Annotated in this window: 18 protein-coding genes and 1 pseudogene; 6 read left to right on the forward strand and 13 right to left on the reverse strand. The window is 46.8% G+C overall.

The features are described from left to right. Positions 1–91 precede the first annotated feature (91 nt). Genes AC1HDP_RS05965 through AC1HDP_RS05980 form a run of 4 tightly spaced genes read right to left on the reverse strand, consistent with a single transcriptional unit; the run spans position 92 to position 5,508 of the window. Positions 92–268: a Trm112 family protein gene (locus AC1HDP_RS05965; RefSeq protein ID WP_140932929.1), complete on the reverse strand. Its 177-nt coding sequence runs from the start codon at positions 266–268 to the stop codon at positions 92–94. Then, positions 258–1,256 (reverse strand): tetraacyldisaccharide 4'-kinase, encoded by a 999-nt coding sequence (gene lpxK, locus AC1HDP_RS05970; protein WP_479638027.1) that lies wholly within the window; start codon positions 1,254–1,256, stop codon positions 258–260. Before lpxK ends, AC1HDP_RS05965 begins: the two co-directional genes overlap by 11 nt. 2 nt (positions 1,257–1,258) lie before the next feature. Then, positions 1,259–3,079 carry a lipid A export permease/ATP-binding protein MsbA gene (gene msbA, locus AC1HDP_RS05975; protein WP_479638028.1) on the reverse strand — a complete coding sequence of 607 codons (1,821 nt, stop codon included), beginning with the start codon at positions 3,077–3,079 and terminating at the stop codon, positions 1,259–1,261. Positions 3,080–3,111: 32 nt separating this feature from the next. Beyond that, positions 3,112–5,508 carry a DNA internalization-related competence protein ComEC/Rec2 gene (locus AC1HDP_RS05980; protein WP_479638029.1) on the reverse strand — a complete coding sequence of 799 codons (2,397 nt, stop codon included), beginning with the start codon at positions 5,506–5,508 and terminating at the stop codon, positions 3,112–3,114. Between the two features lie 32 nt (positions 5,509–5,540). On the opposite strand from AC1HDP_RS05980, the gene AC1HDP_RS05985 reads away from it, so the two are divergent. Then, positions 5,541–6,068, forward strand: a complete 528-nt coding sequence (locus tag AC1HDP_RS05985; RefSeq protein WP_479638030.1) for a DUF2062 domain-containing protein — start codon at positions 5,541–5,543, stop codon at positions 6,066–6,068. Positions 6,069–6,161: 93 nt separating this feature from the next. Here AC1HDP_RS05985 and lolE read toward each other — a convergent pair whose 3' ends face one another. The 3 genes from lolE to AC1HDP_RS06000 are packed head-to-tail and all read right to left on the reverse strand — an operon-like array spanning position 6,162 to position 9,326. Then, positions 6,162–7,400, reverse strand: coding sequence for a lipoprotein-releasing ABC transporter permease subunit LolE (lolE, locus tag AC1HDP_RS05990; protein WP_140932934.1), 1,239 nt, complete (start codon positions 7,398–7,400; stop codon positions 6,162–6,164). After that, complete coding sequence (gene lolD / locus AC1HDP_RS05995; RefSeq protein WP_479639836.1) at positions 7,397–8,086, reverse strand: lipoprotein-releasing ABC transporter ATP-binding protein LolD; 690 nt, start codon at positions 8,084–8,086, stop codon at positions 7,397–7,399. Before lolD ends, lolE begins: the two co-directional genes overlap by 4 nt. 19 nt (positions 8,087–8,105) lie before the next feature. Then, positions 8,106–9,326, reverse strand: coding sequence for a lipoprotein-releasing ABC transporter permease subunit (locus AC1HDP_RS06000; protein WP_479638031.1), 1,221 nt, complete (start codon positions 9,324–9,326; stop codon positions 8,106–8,108). Between the two features lie 198 nt (positions 9,327–9,524). Between AC1HDP_RS06000 and AC1HDP_RS06005 the strand changes: the two genes are divergently transcribed. The 3 genes from AC1HDP_RS06005 to AC1HDP_RS06015 all read left to right on the forward strand — a co-directional run bounded on the left by AC1HDP_RS06005 (position 9,525) and on the right by AC1HDP_RS06015 (position 14,685). Beyond that, complete coding sequence (locus AC1HDP_RS06005; protein ID WP_140932936.1) at positions 9,525–10,115, forward strand: hypothetical protein; 591 nt, start codon at positions 9,525–9,527, stop codon at positions 10,113–10,115. A gap of 65 nt (positions 10,116–10,180) precedes the next feature. After that, positions 10,181–13,639, forward strand: a complete 3,459-nt coding sequence (gene mfd / locus AC1HDP_RS06010; RefSeq protein ID WP_479638032.1) for a transcription-repair coupling factor — start codon at positions 10,181–10,183, stop codon at positions 13,637–13,639. A 119-nt stretch (positions 13,640–13,758) separates the two neighbouring features. After that, the gene (locus tag AC1HDP_RS06015; RefSeq protein ID WP_479638033.1) at positions 13,759–14,685 is read left to right on the forward strand and encodes a peptidoglycan binding protein CsiV; all 927 of its coding nucleotides are present in this window, start codon (positions 13,759–13,761) and stop codon (positions 14,683–14,685) included. Positions 14,686–14,868: 183 nt separating this feature from the next. On the opposite strand, the gene AC1HDP_RS06020 is transcribed toward AC1HDP_RS06015, so the two are convergent. Then, positions 14,869–15,339 carry a hypothetical protein gene (locus AC1HDP_RS06020; protein ID WP_479638034.1) on the reverse strand — a complete coding sequence of 157 codons (471 nt, stop codon included), beginning with the start codon at positions 15,337–15,339 and terminating at the stop codon, positions 14,869–14,871. 44 nt (positions 15,340–15,383) lie between these two features. Continuing rightward, positions 15,384–16,169 (reverse strand): AraC family transcriptional regulator, encoded by a 786-nt coding sequence (locus tag AC1HDP_RS06025; RefSeq protein ID WP_479638035.1) that lies wholly within the window; start codon positions 16,167–16,169, stop codon positions 15,384–15,386. A gap of 247 nt (positions 16,170–16,416) precedes the next feature. Between AC1HDP_RS06025 and AC1HDP_RS06030 the strand changes: the two genes are divergently transcribed. After that, positions 16,417–17,307: a DMT family transporter gene (locus AC1HDP_RS06030; protein WP_479638036.1), complete on the forward strand. Its 891-nt coding sequence runs from the start codon at positions 16,417–16,419 to the stop codon at positions 17,305–17,307. Between the two features lie 34 nt (positions 17,308–17,341). Here the strand turns inward: AC1HDP_RS06030 and AC1HDP_RS06035 are convergent, their stop codons facing one another. The 4 genes from AC1HDP_RS06035 to AC1HDP_RS06050 form a co-directional block, all read right to left on the reverse strand. Beyond that, positions 17,342–18,052: a 3'-5' exonuclease gene (locus AC1HDP_RS06035; RefSeq protein ID WP_479638037.1), complete on the reverse strand. Its 711-nt coding sequence runs from the start codon at positions 18,050–18,052 to the stop codon at positions 17,342–17,344. A gap of 1 nt (position 18,053) precedes the next feature. Next, positions 18,054–19,907, reverse strand: a complete 1,854-nt coding sequence (locus tag AC1HDP_RS06040; protein ID WP_479638038.1) for a DUF294 nucleotidyltransferase-like domain-containing protein — start codon at positions 19,905–19,907, stop codon at positions 18,054–18,056. 147 nt (positions 19,908–20,054) lie between these two features. After that, the gene (locus AC1HDP_RS06045; RefSeq protein ID WP_479638039.1) at positions 20,055–21,773 is read right to left on the reverse strand and encodes a sodium:solute symporter family protein; all 1,719 of its coding nucleotides are present in this window, start codon (positions 21,771–21,773) and stop codon (positions 20,055–20,057) included. Between the two features lie 10 nt (positions 21,774–21,783). Next, positions 21,784–22,050 carry a DUF4212 domain-containing protein gene (locus AC1HDP_RS06050; RefSeq protein ID WP_479638040.1) on the reverse strand — a complete coding sequence of 89 codons (267 nt, stop codon included), beginning with the start codon at positions 22,048–22,050 and terminating at the stop codon, positions 21,784–21,786. A gap of 412 nt (positions 22,051–22,462) precedes the next feature. Here AC1HDP_RS06050 and AC1HDP_RS06055 point away from each other — a divergent pair. Continuing rightward, positions 22,463–23,612 (forward strand): annotated as a pseudogene (locus tag AC1HDP_RS06055) (alpha/beta hydrolase family protein); the annotation flags it as partial. Positions 23,613–24,118 lie beyond the last annotated feature (506 nt).

The raw sequence follows: 24,118 nt of genomic DNA on the forward strand, positions 1-24,118 counted from the left end.
TGTCGACATCAATATGGCTTGAGTTATCAACGCCAAAAACAAAAAAGCCATGAATACTCATGGCTTTTTTATTGGGATTAGAACAGCTGGCTTAATCCGCTTGCAGTGGCGTGGCTCGATTCGCAAGCAATACTGGGATGCCTTCAGTGATTGGATACACTAAACGATCAGCCTTACAAATCAGCTGTTCATGCTCTTTATCAAATTCCAGTTTACCCTTACATACTGGGCAGGCCACTATATCGAGTAATTTTTTATCAAACGCCATGATAATTTCCTTTCTTGGTTGCTACGTCAGCCAAGCGACTTAGCAAACGGCTATCAAATTCGGGGGTTAGCTTGGCATTGACGGCCAAATAACACCAGTGGGGTTTTGCAAAATCGCGACATTTAACCGCATCTTTTTCTGTCATCACTAAGGGCAAGCCACCACTTAAGTTATCGAGTTCTTGCTCCATAAAAGCAGCATGATCGGCAAACGCTTGTTGCTTAGTCAGCTGCAAACCTTGCTGTTTGAGACTAGAAAAAAAACGTTCTGGGTTGCCGATAGCCGCCATGGCAACGACCGACTTACCCGTCAAAGGCTCGCAGATGTCGCCATTTAAGTGATATAAACCGCCGCTAACTAAGCTCATTGGGTATTCTTGTGGCTGCGCTTTACCATTGGCAATAATGAATTCTGCATCAGCTAAACGCCACGGCCCTTCACGCAGGGGCCCTGCCGGCAACAATAGGCCATTACCCAAACGGCGATCGCCATCAATCACAATTAACTCAATATCGCGCGCTAAACGGTAATGCTGCAGGCCATCGTCACATAAGATGACATCCACATCGCCCCGTTCGAGCAACAAGTGCGCAGCGGCAATTCTATCGGGTGCCACTACCATAGGTACACCAGAGCGGCGCACTAACATGGCGGGTTCATCGCCGACATCACTGGCATTGGCATCGCGACTCACCCATAGCGGCTGGGTTAATTTCACGCCGTAACCGCGCGAAATGACACCAGGCTTGTAGCCATTGGCTCGAAGCAATTCGATAAGATAAAGTACGGTCGGCGTTTTACCACTGCCACCCGCGGTAATATTACCTACAACTATGACAGGGACGGGCAAACTGACAGCTTGCTTCACCCCCAAGTTAAATAAGGTGTGACGAACACTAGAGATGACGCCAAACACCAGACTTAACGGCCATAACAGGTATTTAGCCCAATGCTGGCCATACCAAATATTGTGAACCCAAGCTTGCATGGTTAATGACCAAACTGCATTTGATACAAGTTGGCATAAATGCCTTGCTCGGCAAGTAAGCTCTGATGCGTGCCCTGTTCAACTATCTTGCCTTGATCGATAACTAAAATCTGATCGGCGCTTTCAATGGTCGATAAACGGTGCGCTATCACTACCGAAGTACGGTTATGGCGCAGATTATCCAGACCTAACTGAATGGCTTTTTCTGATTCAGTATCAAGCGCTGAAGTTGCTTCATCCAAAATCAATACCGGAGCGTTACGCAGCATGGCGCGCGCTATCGCAATTCGTTGACGTTGCCCGCCAGACAGTAATACGCCATTTTCACCTACCTGCGTATCTAAGCCTTCTGGCAATAACTCAATAAATTCCATGGCATGGGCTAAGGTCGCGGCTTCAATAATTTGCTCACGAGTGACTTTACCCGGGTAAGCATAAGCAATGTTATTGGCAATGCTGTCGTTAAACAAAGTCACTTGCTGTGACACTAATGCCACCTGATTGCGCAGCGATTTTAAGCTGTAATCATAAATACTGACATCATCGAGGCGAATATCGCCCTGCTCTAAACCGGTGTAAAAACGGGTAATTAAGCTGGCAATGGTCGATTTACCTGAACCGGAGCGGCCAACTAAGGCTAAGGTTTGCCCAGGTTTCACGCTAAATTCAATGTTATTTAATGCCAGTTTTTCTTGGCCTGGGTAGCGGAAATTCACTTGATTGAAGGTCAGCATGCCCTGAGCGCGCTCAACTTCATAGGTACCAGGATCGGCTTCTGGCTCGGTATCTAGCAGGGCAAAGACTGTGGTACAAGCCGCAATACCGCGCTGAAATTCAGCGTTTACTCGGGTCAGACTCTTAATGGGTTGCAGCATGGCGAGCATCGCGCCCAAAATTGTCGCGAAAGTACCAGCGGTAAGTTCTGACTGCATGCTATCAAGACTTGCAGCATAAAGTACAAAGGCCAGCGCAAACGAGCCAATCACCATAATGGTCGGTTGGCTGATGGCCTGAGCCACGGCTAACTTCATATTTTGCTGACGATTGTGATTATTGATTTGCGCGAAACGCTGCGATTCAGTCTCTTGGCCACCAAAGGCTAATACGTTTTTATGGCCTTTAACCATTTGCTCAGTCGTGGCAGTCACATTACCCATAGTCGATTGAATATGACGTGATACTTGGCGAAAACGACGACTCACTATGGTCATGACTAAACCCATTAACGGGCCAATCACTAAGATACACAGAGACAATTTCCATGAGTAATAGAACATTATGCTCACCATACCTATGACAGTCACACTATCACGTACGATGGAAATTAATGCACTGCCAGAGGCCCTAGCGATTTGTTCAGTATCAAAGGTGACACGTGAGATAAGATTGCCTGAGTTTTCTCTATCGATATAACTCACAGGTAAACGTAAATAATGCTCAAACACTTGCTGGCGCATGTTCATGATGAGCTGCGCGCTCATGTACGAGATACTATAAGTGGAGACAAAGTTGGCTAGCCCTCTAAGGCTAAATAATCCAATGACCACTAAGGGCGCGTAGGTGAGAATATTATTACTGGCCTTAAAACCTTCGTTGTTCGCAAAGTCTAGACCACCACTGAGCCCGCTTGGCACAGTGCTCGCCGCCTGCTGCGCGAAGCCTTGATCAATAAAAGGTTTGATAAACGCGATAAAGGTTGCGTCAACCAAGCCATAGGTGATCAGTCCACAAACAGACAGAATAAACATTCCTTTCATTGGCGTCAGATAGCCAAGAAGGCGCTTAAATACGATACTTACTTCGTTCTTTTCCGCGTCAGTCATGAATACACAATAATAATGGCAAAGCAGGCATTCTACTGCACATCTTGGCTGTCACCAAATCCAAACACTGAGTTATACCAAAAAGGTGACATTTGTTGGCGATAACCTGTGATTGTTACCTCCCTTGATAACGTAAAAGTCAGTTGCCCTGTGTGCCCTGTCATTAATTGCATAGCCTCAATGTTAGCGTAACGACTAACGATTTTTGGATGGGGAAAACGGTAGATATTATTAAAACCTGCGGTATATACCACATAGCTTGGGTTTACTGCGGCGATAAATTGAGTGCTGGATGAGGTAAGGCTGCCATGATGCGGTGCAATTAGAATATCGCTCTCTATACTCATGCCGGCGCGATGCTCTAACATACTCAGCTCGGCTGCTTTATCTATATCGCCAGTTAATAATAGACTGCGCTGCTTATCACTAATTCGCACCACGCAAGAGCCGTGATTTCCAGCCATGGGCTGTGGCGGCCATAAAAACTCTAAAACGAGTCCTTGCCAGATAATATCGGCGCCGCGACATGGCATCGCCTTGGCCCAAGGTAAATCGGTAATCAGTGTCAAATGGCTGAATGCCGCCATAATTGCAGTAGCGCCCCCGGCATGATCGTTATCCTTATGGCTAACAATAAGGTAATCAAGGCTTAGCCCTTTGGCTGCAAGTAACGGCAAGATTTCACTACTGGCATAACTAAACTCACCAAAATTAGAGCCAGTGTCATAGAGCAGAGCATGCTTCCCTTTTGCCACAATCACAGCCGTGCCTTGCCCTACATCCACCACATGAATTTGCCAGGATTCAGCCTTAGGGGGGATGCTCGGCTGTGATACAAGCTTAGACAAAGAAGGTTCAAGCAACGAAGTTCCTATCAGTGGCAGTAAAGCAACTAGGCTTGCGTAACGCCAATAGCCGCGGCAGTAATAACTGCAAACTCCAGCTATGACGGCCAAGGTTAAAGGCAGATGCCAATGAAGAGGTACAGACCACCAAGTACCACTAAAGCTATCGCTTACATTTAATAACTGGCTAAAAGGCCACAAACTCGCATTGGCCAGTTGCAATAACCCAAGCCATGGCAAGCTTGAACCAGCCACAGAAAATATGGCAAAAAAGCCTAATTGCAGTAATAAGCTTACTAAGGCCAATAGCCCTAGAGGGATAACTACTAGCGAAAACCAAGGCACCATCAGGGCATTCATCACTAAGCTTGATAAGCTCACGCCATCAAACAAGAATAATTGCAGTAAAGATAAGACTAACGTCAGGCGCCATTGCACAGTCCAAAAAGCGAGTACCGCCGCTTTTATTTTATCTAAGCGACTAATATTAGTGGCATTATTGGCAAGTTGCTGACCTGAAACTGTAACAAGAATGACAGCTACAGCGACGAAAGATAACCATAGCCCTATGCTGAGACTTGCCATGGGGTCAATAATCAGTACCACCACCAGCGCCCATAACCAGCGCTCCCACGCACTGGAATAGCGCCTAATCAGCGACAGCCAGATTAAGATAATCAACATGACGAGCGCCCGCTGCGTCGGTAATGCTAAGCCGCTTAGCCAGGCATAACCAAAAGTCACCACCAGCGACAGGAGTAAGCCAAGATTAATCGCCCCGCCACTCTCACTTGGCCACAGTCGCCGACAAATCAGCATAGCAAGCCAAGCTGTCCACAAGGCCACTACCGATAAATGCAATCCTGAAATGGCCACCAAATGAGCCGTGCCGGTTTGCCGAAGTTGCTGCCACTTAGCTTGAGTGATGCCTTGAGTGTCACCAATGAGTAATGCTGCTAACAAGCCCTGCTCTGACACTGTAGCAAAGGAGGGTAATAACGCCGCGATTAACTGCCCCCGCCACTGAGTGCTTGGCGCCAAACGCGCACCTGCGACCACATGACCTTTAGCGATAATATGCTGGCTTAGCCACAATTTTTGACGATTTTGGCCGCCTTCATTTTGAGCGGAAGTCATAGGTTTAAACTTAATATCAAGCCGCCACATATCACCGACGCTAAGGCTTGGCGGCGCATGACGCCAATAGAGACGCAATAATTGCAGTGGATAGCCAGCATGATTATTTATGGCTACATCAAGCTTAGTGTTGGCATTGGCTTCATGAGTCACGGCAACAATAGTGACATCAATGAGTAACTGTTGCTGTTGGTGCGCAATAAGTGAAAAGCTGGTTTCTTGGGCGATAGCACTAACTTTGCCTTGGCCTGTTAAGTCAAGCATGGCATTAGCGTAAACACTGAAGTAACATATACCTAATAACGCAGCGCTTATAAACCATAAACGCCGCCAAAAACAAAGGCCTGCGATGAGCAACAACCCAAGTATGACCCATACGTTTGGGAGCGTAGGCCAGAGTAAATTGGACAGGATGCCGAAACACAAGCCGGCTATAACTGAATTCATCACAGCTTAAGTAAAGACAGTAGCCGCCACTCATGCCAAAAAAATTCATCGCCAAATGGATGCCGAATCCTGAAACATTGAAAGACCATAAACACTTAAAAATGTTTGGGGAAAGGCTACATAATCAAAACTTGTGGTCGCTCAATCGTCATTCTGCTCCAGGCGCCTTTGCTGTGGGTCTCTTTGTCGCTTGGATCCCTATGCCATTTCAAATGGTGCTATCTGCAGCGCTCGCCATGGTGTTTAAGGTTAATATTCCCATTGCCGTTGCGCTCGTCTGGCTCACCAACCCCTTTACTATGCCTTTATTATTTTATGTGGCGTATTTGCTGGGTTCACAGATTCTAGGCCAAGAACCCCAGGCCTTTCATTTTGAGGCGAGCCTTGCGTGGTTACAGGCCAGTCTTAATACCTATGGGCCTGCCCTCATTTTAGGCAGCGTAGTGCTCGCATTTGCTAGCGCACTGTTTGGCTATTTGATCATTAATAATCTGTGGAAATACTCGATTATGTTTAAATGGCAGCAGCGTAAAAACAGAAGCAAATCTAAGCAGACTTAAGCCATTAAATAATCACAATATTGAATCAATAAAAAGGCCTCGTTATCGAGGCCTTTTTATTGTGTCTTACTTAAATAGTAGCGCTATGCCGTTCTAGCCATTTAAGGCCGTCGCCGGCAGTACTTTACTGGCGCGCCACGCAGGATAAAGCGTCGCAATAAAGCTCATGATTAACGCGATAGCGACCACTAAATTGACATCGCCCCACTGCAACTGCGATGGCAAACTATCAATAAAATAGATATCACTTGCCAGCAACTTAACGTTAAATAACGATTCAATTCCATTCGATATTGCGCTCAAATTCAAAGCCAGTAGCACGCCGATACTGCCACCAATCACAGTACCAATAACGCCGCTCATGAGCCCTTGCACCATAAAAATCGACATGATCTGGAAGCGCCGACAGCCCATGGTCATCAATATGGCTATTTCGCTGGTTTTATCACGCACCGCCATGACTAAGGTGGAAACAATATTAAAGCAAGCCACGGCAATCACTAGCGCCAACACTAGATACATCAACATACGAACCAATTGTATATCTTGATATAAATGCCCTTGAGTGCGAGTCCAATCACTCAAATACAAATACTGTGTCTGCTGATAACCCAGCTCGCGAATTAACGATGGTGCGGCAAACACGTTATCAGTGCGGATCCGCACTCCAGAAACATTGTTGCCAAGCTCCATCACTTGCTGAGCATAAGCCATAGAGATATAACCTAAGCTTTGCTCGATTTCGCCGCCAAAATCAAAACTGCCCGCCACCACAAAGCGTAAGCTGCGCGCCTGCGCCAAACCTTTACCGCCTTGATTAGGAATATATAGGGACAAGCTATCGCCGAGCTTAAGCCCAAGCTTATTCAGTAAACTTTGGCCGAGCACTATATTATTGCTGTCGGTATTTAAGGCCTGCCAACTGACATCTGACATGTATTTGGCAATATCTGACACTTCAGACTCATACTTGGTATCTATGCCCGTTAAATTAATCCCTTGAAAGCCTGAGCGTTTTTGAATTAAACCTTGAATTTTCACAAACGGCGCACTGGCCGTAATGCCCGCAATTTGATTAGCCTCAGTCATTATCTGTGACCAATTAGCGATAGGCGCCTCAGCACCAATGAGCTCCGCTTGGGGCACTACCGCCAGAAACTTATCTTCCAGCGCTTTTTCAAAGCCATTCATGGCCGAAAGTAGCACTATCAGCACGGCCACGCCAAGGGCAATACCGACAGTGGACGCCATTGAAATAAAGCCAATAAAGCCATTGGCTTGACGGGCTCGATAGAAACGCCAACCGATACTTAAGCCCAGCATAGCCTTCATGCTTGGGCTCCATTGACCAGTACTCCATCTTGCATCATGACTTGTCTGTCCATGCGCGCGGCCAGTTGAGCATCATGAGTGACGACCACAAAGGCAGTGCCAAGCTGCGCGGCTAATTCACGAATTAACTGATACACGGCTTCGCCGCTTTTCGCATCTAAGTTACCGGTCGGTTCATCGGCTAATACCACTTTAGGATCGTTGACTAAGGCTCTCGCAATTGCCACACGCTGGCGCTCACCGCCCGATAACTTATCGGGTGTATGTTGCAATCTGTGCTCAAGCCCTACCCGCATTAATAACGCCTGAGCTTTAGCATGCGCCTCTTTAGTTGAAAGGCCGGCAATTAGCGCTGGCATGGCGACATTTTCCAGCGCCGTAAATTCTGGCAATAAATGATGGAACTGATAGATAAAGCCCATGTCTTGATTGCGAAGTTGCGCTTGCTGCTGACTCGTTAAAGTCGCTATCGATTTACCCGCCAAAAACACTTCGCCTGAACTTGGCTGCTCAAGACTGCCCATAATATGCAATAAGGTACTTTTACCTGAACCTGAACTGCCCACTATGGCTAGCTGCTCAGCGCGCGCGACAGTTAAGCTCACGCCTTTAAGTACTTGAGTTTCTACACTGCCATCGACAAATGTTTTGCTGACATTGTCAACGCGCAATACCACAGATCCCATGTCATTTTCTCTTGTTTGCTTATTCATGTCGTAACACCTGAGCTGGCTGCACCTTGGCGGCGCGCATAGCTGGATATAAGGTCGCTAATAGGGTGATGAGCAAAGTGCCCAAGGTAATAATCATGAGTTGCCACGGCGATAAAATTACCGGTAATTGCGTGCCGGCGCCTAAGATGGATAAGCCCAAGGATGACATAATCGAGTTAAGATTTAAGGTGATTAATATCCCAACCGATAAGCCTAACCCTAAGCCAACTAAGGCATTAAGCGACCCTTGCACAATAAAGATTGCCATGGACTGCATGTGACTTATGCCTTGGGTTTTAAGCACGGCAATGTCAGCGGTTTTATCGACCACCATGATGACGAGCGCTGAGACAATATTAAAGGCGGCCACTGCCACCACTAAGCTCAGCATTAAAGACATCATGGTTTTTTCCATCTTAACGGCGGCAAATAAATGGCCGTAGTCTTGACGCCAATCACTGACGCTGGCATCGATATTATCTTTCGCTAGCAATGCCTTAATCGTATCGACTAAGCTCGCTGCTTGAAACGGATCGCTCAAATATAAGCGATAACTACTAATGCCATCAGACGGTAAGCGCATTAAGCGTCTAGCATCTTGATAATTGATATAAGCCACATGAGCATCGACTTGCGAACCCATTTCAAACACGCCAGCCACAGTAAATTTACGCTGTGACGGCACAGGTCCTAACGGTGAATACACCACGCCATCGCCAGAAATAACGCGCACCACATCATTAGCTCTAACCCCAAGTTGATTAGCGAGTACTGCGCCTAACACAATGCGATATTCCCCCGCCACTAAGCTGTTTAAGGCGCGAGTATCACCAATGCCTGTGAGGTTAGCTTGCTTTGGGTCAATGCCATAAATTTGAATGGCGCGAATGCCATCATTGGCTTGGATCATGGCTTGCGTAGCGGCATTAGGCGCCACATCAATCACAGCGGCTATGTTCATTAACTGCTGCGGTAAACTAGTAGGCAAATATTGTTCGGGAGCGGCATTAATGACGAGCTGCGGCACAGCACCTAAAATGCGTTGTTTTAATTGCCCTTCCAGACCATTCATCACAGAGCCGACTATGATAAGCGCCGCCACCCCAAGAAAAATCCCCATAACAGCAAATAAGGTTATAAACGAGGCAAAACTATTGGTTTTCTTGGCGCGCCAATAGCGCCAGCCAATCAGACAGGGGAGTCGCAAATTCATCACAGGTAACAGCAATCCATGGGCAATAAGGCAGCCAAGATAATAGGCTTTACGCTTAAAGAAATAAAGACTTAGCCAGTAATCACCGCCCTTTTTGCCAACTTGAATAAAAAAACCGCTATTTTAGTTAAAAACTTGCTTAATTTATTAACAAGCACAAATAATAACCTTAAGGTTTTCCAATAAAATGAGTTAACTATGTCTGAAGAACATCTATTTTTTAGTGTTGCCAGCCGCTTTAATGTTTATCTGTTGCCGTGGACAGAGACTCTGCCCGATGATGGCGCGCTTAAACAGATGCAATCGCCCAGCGTGCAACTCATTAGTCAAGCCAAAGCCCTTGAGGCCTCATGCATGGCGCAGCTGCGACAAATGGAGCTTGAGTCCAAGGCTATTATTGATTACTTAAAAGTTCAGGCGCGCAAAGTCGATTTAGTGCTGCAATATGTTCTTGAGCAACAAATCAAAGAGGGTGATTGCTTTCAAGGCAGCCATTTTGGCGGTTCGGGCTTAACTATCATCAGTCTGTACCCTATGAACGTTGGCGAGTTTTTTCGCACGACGTTCTCAGTGCAAGAAGAGCTCATTGCCATTTTATGTATCACTCATGTAGAAAGCTGCACTCCTATTGACGATTTACCTGACCACTGGCAAATCAAGCTCAGTTTTGAGCGCATATTGCATGAAGATGTCGAGCAATTAGTACAAGCCAGCTTACGCTTACAACAAAAACAACTGCAATTGCGCCGCCAGCAATTAAAACCACCTCAGATAGATACAGATAAATAGTGGCACCTTAACAATCAAGGCTCTACAATGAGCCATCTGATTAGCCAAGCAACAGATTTAGGCACATGAGCGAGTTTTCTTTGTTATCCGCGCCAGCAGCACTAGCCATGCCGGCCATTCGTTATCTTAATGTATCGACTGGCGTTGCCCGCGCCTTAACCTTAGCGCGATTAACTCAAGCCCATCAAGGCTCAAGCGTTATCATTACTCCTGATACGCCAACGGCGCTAGCCCTAGAAGCCGAGCTCAGTTATTTGCTCCCGGCCGCCAACGTGGTGCTGTTTCCCGACCGAGAAACCTTGCCTTATGACAGTTTCTCACCACATCAAGACCTAGTGTCTCAACGCCTTGCCGCCTTATCCCGCTTAGCGTCAGGCGATGCCACCCTTTTGATAGTGCCTATCACCACCTTAATGGTGCGCCTGCCACCTTGCCAGTTTATGACTGCCAACGTCATGGTATTAAAACCAGGTGACAAGTACAGCCTACAAACCATGCGCCAAGCCTTAACAGACACTGGCTATCATTTGGTTGACCAAGTGTATGAACATGGCGAATTTGCTATTCGCGGCTCTATTTTAGACTTATTTCCAAGCGGCGCTCGCGAGCCCATTCGTATTGAATTGTTCGATGATGAAGTGGAATCTATTCGCTACTTTGACCCAGAAACTCAGCGCTCAAATGAGGCGCTGCCTGAGTTAAGCATGCTGCCGGCCAAAGAATTCCCAACCGATGCCAAAGGCTTAGAGCTGTTTCGCCAGCAATATCGCCGCCGTTTTGAGGTGACCAGTAAGGCGCCAGAATCTGTCTATCAAATGGTGAGCCGCGGCTTAATGCCAGCAGGCATTGAAAACTACTTGCCATTGTTCTTTGATGATACCGCGAGTTTATTTGATTACTTGCCCGCCAACTGCCGCTTCATTACCTTAGGTAATATTGATGGCGCCTGTCGTCATCATCTGCAAGAAATTAATAACCGTTTTATTGACCGCAACATAGATAGCCAAAGACCACTGTTATCTCCTGAAGAACTGTTTTTATTGCCTGAGCAAATATTTGCCCAATTTAAGCAATATCAGCGTTTTGCTTTGGAAAACGATCATCCTAAAGCCATGCAAGCCAAGGCGAGCCCAGTTCCTGATGTGGCGGTTAATCACAAACTTAAGCAGCCACTGCAAGCCTTAGATACTTTTTTAAAGCAGTACCCAGGCCGAGTACTCTTTAGCGCCGAATCCGAGGGGCGCCGTGAAGCTCTGCTGGAACTGTTCGCCAAAATCAATGTAAAACCGGGTCTTTTCCCGCACCTTGAATCTTTTATCAATAGTAAGAGCCAGATAGGTCTTATAGTTTCGCCCTTGTCTCAAGGCTGCGAGCTCAACGATAGTCACGTAACTATCATTTGTGAAACTGAGCTATTTGGCGCGCGTATTTCGCAAAAACGCCGCCGCGATAAGCAAAAGCAAGTCAGCCAAGATATGTTGGTTAAGAACTTAGCTGAGCTAAAAGTGGGCCAAGCGGTAGTGCATCTTGATCATGGTGTCGGCTTATATCAAGGACTGGTTACCTTAGATGTCGGCGGCATTAGCGCTGAATATTTACTCCTAGAATATGCCAACGCCGATAAATTGTACGTCCCAGTATCATCACTGCATTTAATCAGCCGCTTTAACAGCACTGACCAAGACAATTTAGCCTTAAACCGCTTAGGCAATGAAACTTGGAGTAAAGCCAAGCGTAAAGCCATAGAGCGCATTCGCGATGTTGCCGCGGAATTACTTGATGTCTACGCTCGGCGTGAAGCGCGCGGTGGCACCGCCTGCGACCTGGATGAGCAAGAATACGCCCAGTTTTGCGATGGCTTTCCGTTTGAAGAAACCGTCGACCAAGAAAGCGCTATCAAGGCCGTGCTTGCCGATATGTGTCAGCCTAAGACCATGGATAGATTGGTGTGTGGCGATGTGGGCTTTGGTAAAACCGAAGTGGCCATGCGCGCGGCGTTTGTGGCCGTCAACTCTGGCAAACAAGTGGTAGTGTTAGTACCCACTACCTTGCTCGCGCAGCAACATTACGAAAACTTCAAAGACAGATTTGCTGATTGGCCCATTGAAATTGAAGTCATGAGCCGTTTTAAAACCGCTAAAGAGCAGCAGCAAGTACTGGAGCAATTAAGCCAAGGCAAAGTCGATATTGTGATTGGTACCCATAAACTGCTGCAAGCCGAAGCTAAGTTTGAAAATCTAGGGTTACTGGTTATCGATGAAGAGCACAGATTTGGGGTGCGTCAAAAAGAGAAAATCAAAGCGCTGCGCGCCAATGTTGATATTTTAACCTTAACCGCAACGCCTATTCCACGCACCTTAAACATGGCCATGTCAGGCATGCGCGATTTATCCATTATCGCCACCGCCCCAGCCAAACGTTTAGCGGTAAAAACCTTTGTGCGTGAGTACGATAAAGCCACCGCCAAAGAAGCCATCATGCGTGAAATCTTGCGTGGCGGCCAAGTGTATTATTTGCATAATAACGTCGAATCCATTGAAAAAAGTGCCCAAGAAATTCGCGAGCTGGTGCCAGAAGCGCGCGTCGCAACTGCCCATGGCCAGATGCGTGAACGCGAACTTGAGCGGGTGATGAGTGATTTTTATCATCAGAAATTCAATGTGTTAGTCTGCACTACTATTATCGAAACTGGTATCGATGTGCCGAGCGCTAATACCATCATTATTGATAATGCCGACCATTTTGGCTTAGCTCAGCTGCACCAGTTACGTGGACGTGTGGGACGCTCGCACCATCAGGCCTATGCCTATTTAATGACGCCGCATCCTAAGCGCATGACCACAGATGCGAGAAAACGGCTTGAAGCCATTGATGCCTTAGAAGAATTGGGCGCAGGCTTTATGCTCGCCACCCAAGACTTAGAAATTCGCGGCGCCGGTGAATTACTGGGCGATGAGCAAAGTGGCCATATAGGTAAAATTGGCTTTAGCTTGTATATGGAGCTGCTAGAAGGCGCGGTTGAAGCCCTGAAAAAAGGCAAAGAGCCGTCACTGGCTAACTTATTAGCCCAGCAAGCTGAGATTGAACTGCGTATTCCAGCCTTACTGCCAGAAGACTATGTCGGTGATGTTAATATGCGTTTGTCGCTCTATAAGCGCATTGCCAATGCCAACACGGCAGATCTGCTGGATGAGCTCAGAGTCGAACTGATTGATAGATTTGGATTATTGCCAGAGCCGGCTAAAAACTTAATGGAGCTCACCCTCTATAAGCATCAAGCCACTGAGCTTGGGCTTAAAAAGGTTGAATGGCACGCAAACGGTGGCAGCATTGAATTTGGTGAACACCATTCCATAGATGCCAGCTTCATTATTAGCCTGTTACAAACACAGCCACAAATATATCGAATGGATGGGCCTAATAAGCTAAAGTTCAACATACCAGCGCCAACGGCTAAAGATAGATTAGCGTTAGTCAAACAAATGCTCGAACATTTTAGTGGCCATCAAATGGTGCAGTGCTAAAGCCAGCCATTAGGCAATAAATAGCTAATGGCTGCGCCTATTCATGGCAAACTAACGCAATGCCAATAAAAAGTGTCAACTCGATTTGGCACCCATAAACCAGTGTGGAGAAGTGAAACGTGTTGCCTACCCCAGTAAAAAGCGTGGTAATGGTATTATTGACGAGCATGGCCATGGGCTTTGCTCCAGCCACTTATGCCAAAGAAGCTTGGTTTGAAGTTGAGGTGTATCTATTTAGCCGCAACGTCAATGCCAATGACATCCAAGAGGCATTGCCTGAAAAGGCCGTTGTTCCAAATACCAGTAACAGCTTGAATCTAAAAACTGAAGCCGGACAAGCGGGCGTGCACAATAGCAACAAAGCTTACTTATTAGCCGGCAACGGTCAGTTCTCCCAATACATAAATAGTATTAACCGTGAGCGCGGCACTGCGGGTTTGCTGCATCTCACCTGGCGCCAAAACATGCAATCACGCCCAAGTTCAACCCCAATTCATTTATTTGGTGGTAGAGACTTCACGAGTCAGTATGATCTTATGGGTAATAAAGTAATGGCTAGCGGCGATTTAGCCCTTGATACCCTTACTGTGCAAGATAGTGCGCAAGATGGCCCTCAAGTGCAAAGCGGCGCCGTCATCACACCTGGCAATGGTCAGGTCATCAACCAAGCCGAAGTGCTACCCATGGGTATTGCGCCACAATTGCAGCCTAATGTGTGGCAACTTGATGGTAATTTATTGATATATTTAGATCACTTTCTTTATATCGAAACCAATTTAGTGCTGCGGGTTGAAGGCGAGAAGATTAACTTGCAAGAAGCCGTGCATAGCTTTAGTAACCAAGATGCTAGCGTAATGGAAACCAGCAGTGCTAACCCATTAGCATTTAGCGGTAGTGTGAGCGACAATAATGCGCCAAGCGCTGTACCCTCGCCTTACCTTTATGCCGTCCCAATGAAGCAAAATCGACGCGTGCGCAGTAATGAACTGCATTACTTTGATAACCCACGCTTTGGCATGTTAATTCAAATTCGCAAGTTAAATTAACGAGTTAACATCTAATTCATTCGTAAATTGTTGTCATCATGCCCTTTCGATGCGCTTGCCAAGGTATCAGGGCTGATGACCAACTTATCCACTTGCCACGTTATAAATGGCACTTTATAAAAAGCCACCTCAACCCCCAGCAACAGCCTCATCGCAACCAACTCAAGCCAAAGCCAACTCAGCCTAATCGACAGTGTGCGACTGGGTTTGGCGCCAATGAATACTATTGCCGACTCGCTGCGCTAATAATTGATTAAGCGTCATAAAATCAGCAACCTCTAGCGCTGCGCCACTAATGCACTGCCACACAAATTGATGGCAATTATTATCAAAGACATGGTAATCGCGATAATGGTAAATGGCGGCGATAGCCGCATCTATGGCAGCCGTTTCAATAATGAGCTGGCCGATATCATTAGTTGCGCAAAAGATACGTTCACCACTGCGATGAGCTAAAAAACGCGCCCGAGACACAGGTCTAATTAGGCCCGAGCCATGCAGCTCAATAATGCAATCATCACCCACATAAATACCGCTATGCTCAATCACGCCAAATACGTGGCAACACACCACAGCGCCAGCCTTTAACATCACAGGCCGTTGCTCACTGGTCATTTCGCTAGGACTAAGGGCGATGGGATAGCATAGGGTCATAGTTAAGTTCCCTTTCGATAAACAATCCATGAGGGGCAAAGCCGTTAGTCATGCCCAAGTTGGCGGCGGTATTGCTCTGGCGATGACTGCGCATATTTCTTAAACATCACAATAAAAGGTGATGTTTGGTTATAACCTAACATCAAGGCGACATCCTTGATAGATAGCCCTTCACGCAATAACTGTAATGAATAGATAAATTTATGGCGCTGCCTTAACTCAGTAAAACTCATGCCTAATATTTCTTGGCAGCGGCGCGCTAAGGTGCGCTCACTGGTATGAAGTAATGCGGCCCATTGCTTAATGCTATTGCTGTTGGCAGGCTCACTATCTAAGGCTGCCAACATAGGTTGCAATAATTTATCTTGGCTTGAAGGTAAAAACTCTGGCATGACTGGGCTTTTAATCAGTTCATCGACTAACACTGCCACTAAGCGCTTATCCGCATCGGTACTGGCTAGGGTAATTTGCCGTAAGCGCAAATCATTAATAATGGCTTGGGTAATATCTGAAATTGCCAGCAAACAAGGTTCAAGCGGTAACACATCAGTCTTAGCGGCAATAATGTTCATGGCGCAGTAATGAATGCCGCGGCGAGTATAGCTTTGATGTTCAACGCCAGCGGGTACCCAAATAGCAAACTGTGACGGTGAAACTAACCTTTGCCCCTTGGCATACAGCTCCATAGTGCCAGCGCTGATAAATTGCACTTGGCCCCACTCATGCTGATGACAGGGAGTGACGGTATGGGGTAAAAAATCCTGAAAATTAAAGAAAATCTCAGCATTGGCTACAGGTGCAATTTTTAGGGGATGGTAAACTGTTTTCACTAGGCTCTAACCTCAATAGCATCTGATGCTAATTGCCAGCTTAATACTAAAAAAGTGCTGATGGCGAAACTCAAGACTCAATGCCAGTCGCGATTACGCACTAACAAGGTGATTTAGATCACACAAGTTCGATGCTGGCCGTCAAGCCATTCAATTTGGCTGATTAGCGATATTTGTATCATATCAGACCGTGGATAATAGCGCCTCTTGCAAATACCGAGGTTACACTCGCCGCATTAGGTATCTCATGTTGTATTTATTTCCCTTGCTCGCCGTTACTATTTGGGCTGGCAACGCCATTGTTAACAAGCTGTCCGTTGGCCTCATAGATCCTCAAGCCATTGCTTTTTATCGCTGGTTTTTTGCCATGGTGTGCTTAACGCCATTTGTGATAGTGAAAGTCTGGCGTAATCGTGATCAAATCAAGCCATTACTGCCAAAGTTAACCACATTGGCCCTGCTTGGCATGGTGCTTAACCAAAGCTTGGCGTATTTTGCAGCGGCCACCACCAGCGCGACGAATATGGCACTCATCACCTCATTGGTACCGATTTTCAGCCTATTTTTAGCCATACCTTTGCTTAAGCAAAAACTGTCACCCCTCGCCGTTCTTGGCAGCTTGCTCTCATTGTTTGGCTTAGTATTTATGCTAAGTCACGGCAACATAAGTCAATTGTCCATAGGGGTGACCCAGGGTGATTTATTGCTGCTGATCAGCGCCTTAGTGTATGCGCTTTATGGTGTGCTACTTAAACGCTGGCAACTGCCATTAGCCACTTGGGAGTCGGTTTACATGCAAGGCATGATAGCCGTAGTGTTGTTAACGCCGTTATTGTTTATGAGTCCAAGCCTTGCCATCTCGCAAGAGTCGGCGCCATTAATTATGTACGCCGCTATTGGCGCATCGTTAATTGCACCTTGGGCATGGATCAATGGTATTGCTAAACTTGGCGCCGATAGCGCCAGCGTATTCTTTAACTTAATGCCGATTATCGCCGCAATATTAGCAGCCATCATTCTCAACGAAAGCTTAGGGATTTATCACTATATCGGTGGCAGCTTAGTGATTGCCGGCGTACTGCTAGTGCAAATGAAACCCAAATTGGCCGCTAACGCTAAGCTTGCTTGTGCTAAGTGATAACTCACAGCGCAATCTCTTGATATAAAAGAGTTTAAGCCGTGACCAATAAGTGCTGCCATTGGGTCGGTTTGGCAAAAGCAAGCTGAGCAAGTAATAGCTCAGCGCAGGCCAATGCGTCCATAAATGCGCTATGTGCGGGATAAATAGGTAAATGATAACGGGCGCGGCAGGCCCCTAATCGTAAATCATCGCTGCCAATGGCTTGTTGCCTTAGCTGAAACCTTTGCTGCTCGAACGTTAGTGTATCTATGGCATGTAAGCATAAGGGCTCGCCCCATACTTGCTTGCCATGATGGGCCAGAAACTCTAAATCTAACGGCGCGTGATGCGCCACCAGCAAGCGCCCGTGTGCGGCGGTAATTAGCTGCTCAAGGCCAGATTTTAAGCTAATGCCCTCTTGACTGACACTATCGACAATTCCATGAATACAGGCGCTTTGGCCAATATGACCATCAATCGCTAAGATGCAGCTGCCCGCTGTGGCGAGCGCAATTTTGCCCTTTTCTATTCCCACCCAGCCGATACTGACGATTTGATCTTTATTGGCATCAAGTCCAGTCATTTCTAAATCAAACACGAGCAAAGGTAAATCGGCCATAGCCAGAGGCGCTAAGGGCACTTGGCTGTGGTAATACTCTTTTAGTAAGCACGATGTGGTGCTCGCCGCTGCCCGCTCTAAGGTATTGGCATAGCGCCGCTGCCAAGGTGAGCCCATGGATAACCACTGGTGAAACCATGCCATGTTATAAGCTCCGTAAAAACGCTAAGCGCAGGCCAGCTTGCGCATCATCCACCACTTTAAAGGCATCTTGCAGTTGATGGCGCATTAAGCTTGAAATATCCCCAGGTTTTAAAAAATTGGAGAGACTCTGCTGCTTAGCATATTGCTGACCTTGATTGGCTAAGCGCAAATGGGCAATAAACTCTTGGGCATCGGCTAAATCTAGGGCTAAACGGCGTGATATAACGCCTTGATTCATCAGCGCTTGCAAGCGTTTCGCCGTATTAACTTCAGTGCAGCCCACACTTAAGGCGTACACCCGAGCAATATCTGTCACGAGAGCATTGCCTCTGTGCTTTAAATCCATGCCTTTAACTTCCGAGCCATCACGCTCCAGCACAAATTTACGAAAGAAACCTAATGGCGGGCGCGTTTGTATGGCATTGCCAGCCATACCCGCTATGAAAATATCATTGCCTTTGGTGACTGCCAGCACCTTGGTTTGCAATTCATTAAACAGCTCAGCGGGTCCATATACTGAGCGCATATCAAAAAAAATACTGGCGTGCATTAATGCTTTAGGCTGCGGACTAATGACCCATTGCCGAAAATGGGCTTGCCAAGACTTAAGTGACATTCGCCACTTAGGGTTTTGCGCCATAATGTCGCCCGGGCAATACACAAAACCACAGGCATCTAAACTGCGGCACACATTGACGCTTAAGGTTTTGAAATACTCAGCGGCAGCAGCATCGGGTTCATCACTTAACAGCAAGGCATTGTCTTGATCAGAACACGCCACTTGGTCTTGCCGCCCTTGAGATCCAAAAGCTAACCAGCAAAATGCCATGGGCGGCGTGCCTAATAATTCACAATTAAGTTCAATTAAGCGGCGCGTCAGCGCATCTGTGACTGAGGTTAATACTCGCCCTATCTCATCGGCTCTGGCATCGGCACTGATTAATTTTTGCAATAATTCAGGAATGCGCCGACTTATCACAATCAGCTTATCTATGGCGGTTTGGCGATTTATTTCACCAATTAACAGCAAAGGCTGTGAGCCTTGCGAGCGAATAATGTCTGAACTAGTTAACATGCCAACCACTTGCCCTTGCTCCACCACAGGCAAATGATGCAAGTGCTGCTCACTCATAATACTCATAGCTTCAAACACTAAGGTATTGGGCGAGATAGTAATAGGCGCAGGCGTCATGATGAGAGCGAGCGGCACACGACCATCTAAGCCTTGAGCTAAGACCCGATTACGCAGATCACGATCAGTGACTATGCCCACCAGCGCGTCGTTATCGGTAATCACCACAGAGGATACTCGCGCCTGACTCATAGCTTTAGCGGCGTCCGTCACTTGGCTATGCAGCGCTATGGTTAATGCCGGACGCGCCATTAAGGCGCCAATGCGGCTAGTTGTACTTTGATCTTTAGCCTTGAATCTGGCTTGATTGCGTAGACGCTTGGCATAAGCGCGGGTGAAAAACTTAGCGAAATCGCGGTTATCAGATTGCAGCTGATTAAAAGTATCGCCATCAAGCTCATACACTAGGCTATCTTCTAAAATCGCCACATGGTTATCACTGAGCTCCCCCGATAATAGCGCGGGGAAACCAAAGTAATCGCCCTCACCTAACCTATCAAGTAACTCGCCTTGGACATCTTTCACTTCAAAGGCGCCGCTGCGAACTATATGCAGATTTAAGCAGTCAGGGGATAAAATCACATGGCGTAGATTAACGCTGTAATAGCGAATTTGTAAGCGCCGCGCTACTTGCTCGCATAATTCACGGGATAAACCATCAAAGGGGACTAAGCCATGAAGAAACTGGACGATAGGCTGTAATTCACTGGCATTTAGCGGCATGGGCGACTCAAGTAAATAACTCGTGTGTTCACTATAAATAAGTCATTAATTCACTTATATAAGACTTAAGTGCAAATTGGCATAAAAAAAGGCGCCCGTAGGCGCCGATTGGAAACTAACACTTAAGTTGCGTGCTTAAGTTTGTGATTAGTGATCTTGCGCTTCACCTGCACCTTTAGGGAAACGGATAGATTCAATCATCTCACCAATTTCAGCAGGAACTTTAGCTGTCATTTTCATCACCACTAACGCCACAGTAAAGTTAACTACCATACCGAGAATACCTATGCCCTCTGGCGAAATACCAAGGAACCAGTGTTCAGCATTATTCAGAGTTGGGTTCATAAACTTAAAGTAAGCGATATAGCCTGAGGTAAATGTCAGACCTGTCACCATACCTGCAATAGCCCCTTCTTTGTTCATGGTCTTAGAGAAGATACCCATGATAATTGCAGGGAACAGACTCGAAGCCGCTAAACCGAAGGCGAGCGCTACGACCGCCGCGACAAATCCCGGCGGATTGACCCCAAAGTAGCCTGCCACCACAATGCCGACAGCAGAAGCAATACGGGCATACCTCAGCTCTTGTTTATCGGACATATTCGGCGCTAAGTTTTTCTTTAACAAGTCATGGGATACTGAGGTTGAAATCACCAACAATAAACCTGCAGAAGTTGATAACGCTGCCGCCATACCACCCGCGGCCACCAGTGCAATCACCCATGCTGGCAGTGATGCAATTTCTGGCGTAGCTAATACTATGATGTCGTTATCGATTTTCATCTCATTACGTTCACCATTGGCATAGAACATCTTGCCATCAGCGTTTTTATCATCCCAAGAAATAAGACCTGTCTTTTCCCAGTTTTTAATCCACGCTGGCGCTTCGCTATGCACAACACCCGCTTGATCTGGACCATTAATGGTCTCAATCATATTAACGCGAGAGAAAGCTGCTAATGCTGGAATTGTGGTGTACATGATAGCTATCATCAGTAACGCCCAGCCCGCTGATGAACGCGCATCTTTAACTTTAGGCACTGTGAAAAAGCGGACAATGACGTGAGGTAAACCTGCAGTACCTACCATCAAGGCTGCAGTGATAGCAATCACGTCAATCGTTGACTTAGTACCCTCAGTGTATTGGTTAAAGCCTAATTCTGCTGATAAACCATCAAGCTTATCCAGCAAATACACGCCAGTGCTATTACCTGCCGCATCGACAAGTTCAGCGCCTAAACCAACTTGTGGGAACACATGGCCAGTCATCATAATAGAGATGTAAATGGCTGGTACCATATAAGCAAAAATCATTACGCAATATTGAGCGACTTGGGTATAAGTAATGCCTTTCATGCCGCCTAATACTGCATAAAAGAACACCACCGCCATGCCTATATAGACACCGGTATCAATTTCAACTTCTAAGAAGCGCGAGAACACGACCCCGACGCCGCGCATTTGGCCGGCAATATAGGTAAAGCAGATAAAGATGGCACAAACCACAGCCACAGTTCGCGCGGCTTGCGAGTAATAACGCTCACCGAGGAAATCTGGCACAGTAAATTTACCAAACTTGCGTAAATACGGCGCCATACACAAGGCCAGTAATACATAACCACCAGTCCACCCCATGAGATACACACTGCCGTCATAACCGGCAAACGAAACGATACCCGCGAGTGAAATAAAAGAGGCCGCTGACATCCAGTCAGCCGCAGTAGCGGCACCATTCATAATCGGATGCACGCCGCCACCCGCCACGTAAAACTCTTTGGTTGAGCCAGCCCGCGCCCAAATCGCAATCGCGATATACAGCGCAAACGAGCCGCCGACAATCAGATAAGTTAAGGTTTTTAAATCCATGGTGTCGTCCTCAGTCTTCTTGCACGTTATATTTTTTATCGAGGTTATTGGCCATGGCTGCGTACACAAAAATCAGCACGACAAACACGTACATGGCGCCTTGCTGTGCAAACCAGAAGCCTAACTTAAAGCCCATGAACTGCACTTGATTTAAGGTATCGACTAACATGATGCCGAACACGTAGGACACCACGAACCAAATCGCCAGCAAACTTAGCACTAGTTTGAGATTCTCATTCCAGTAGCCTTTTGCCCTATCATTATTTTCAAAAGCCATAGTGACTCCCTTGTTGTATTCAAAGTTCATCTCCAATCTAACAAGTGAGCAACATGCCTCAATCAAGACCTTAGTCTATGAGTTGGTTGCGCCAAACAAGCAGTTTCAACTAATGTTATGTTTTCTAATGAATTAGTATCATTTTTAACGTAAATTAATTCACTTACTCCTAAGCCAACTTAGACTAATGTCGAAGGCCATTAGGACTTGAAATGCTATGTCACCAAGGGTTAGGCCTATATGTGACGCATAAAAGGCGCTTTACACTTGTAAGTAGTTAATTTTAAAAATGTTAAATTATCAGAGAATTAGCCTCTAGCTGGGCTGGTGGGGTTCGCGTATAATTTGGCCACTTTGGCTGCCTAGCAGCCCTGCCGTTGGCCGAGCGTGGCCATAAATGATGTAGACTTAGATGAGCCTGAAAAAATTTACCCAGTACAAGTTGCTAGTCGTACTCTTATTGTTGCTTTGTATGTTTTTTCCGGTGATCCCAGATAAGGCTTACCACCTCCCCGCGCCTGATATTGCCAAACAAAACTTTCATGTCATTGAATTTAATGACCAAGGCCAAGCCCATGATGATAACCAGTGGCAAGGGCTAGCGGCGCGTATCGCCGCCCCTAATCCGAGTGCGCCGCCTGAGTTATTGATATTTGTCCATGGCTGGCATCATAGCGCCGAGCCTAATGATGATAATTTTGTGGCCTTTGAGCAGTTTTATCAGCAAATGGTTGCCGCCGACCCTAAGCGCAACTTAATCGGTGTATACATAGGCTGGCGCGGCGATTCAGTTGACCCATTTTGGCTGGATGGTTCCACCGATGCTACTAGCTGGATTGAGCCATTGGATTTTCCCACCATATTGCAGCGCAAAGGCGTGGCCAAACTCATAGGTAAACAAGGGTTATCACAGTTATTAGACAAGCTTGATGCGTTAGTGGCCGCCAATACATTGCGCCGCTATAGCGTTATTGGCCACAGTTTAGGCGGCGCTATGGTGCTGCATGCCAGTAAAGACAGGATTAAAACGGCCATTGATAATCAGCAAGATAACCCTAATTTATTCTTACTATTAAACCCAGCCGTGGCCGCCAAAGACTATCGGCCATTAGACACCTTATTAAGCGTAGACGGCCAAAAACCTAGCATGGTGGTACTGCAATCCAAAGGCGATTTTGCCGTGAAAGAAGCCTTTAATTACATTAAAGATGGCGAGCGCGCCTTAGGTAATTCGTGGGCTATTACTCATGATATTGATAAGTGTTCGGGCGGCAATTGCGATAAACCTATCTCAATGCCGTCGGCCCTACTGGCTCATGATCAAATACCAGGCTGCATGATGATTTTGCCGCAATCTGGCTGGAAGATTCGCGCGCGCCTGCAAGCGCGGCGCACAGTGCAAACCTGCCCAGATGCCAACAAACAAGCCGTATGGGTGCTGGCGGTATCTGATGAGATTGTCTCGGGCCACAATGGTATTTTGACTCAAGATCACTCCAATGCCTTAGCCGAAGTCATGAATATGATTGATTTATATAATAATGAATTGCCAGCCGATGCTATCACCACTGAACTGCATACCGCAGTGGATGCTGCTATAGAAGCCGTGGCCGAGCCTCTTGAAACCACTGATGATGCAGCCACTAGCACGCTAACAAACAAGGCCATCGAGCTAACAACCGAGGCAACGGAACTGGCGCCAACAGTAACGAAAGATTTAACGACAGAGACCACGCCCATTGCCGAGCCGTCGCTTGCGCCCGCAAGCGCGCCTCAAACAGATATTGAGATTGAAGCCGTACAAACGCCAGTCATGCAATCCCAAGCTAGCGATATCATCGACACAGCAAAAGAGGTGGCAACCCCTGCCAAAATACCCATCAACAAGCAGGAAAATCTGCCAGTCAGTGAACAGGCAACTCAGCCGGTAAGCGAACAACACAGTGAGCGGGTAGCTAGTGAACGACTAGATAGTGAGCAGGTAGATAAGGCAGAAACTAAGCCTGCTACGCAATCAGAAACTAAGCCCACAACCGGAACCAACGCGCAATTAGCCACCGAGCTTAAA

Source organism: Shewanella sp. ISS20, from assembly GCF_056522965.1.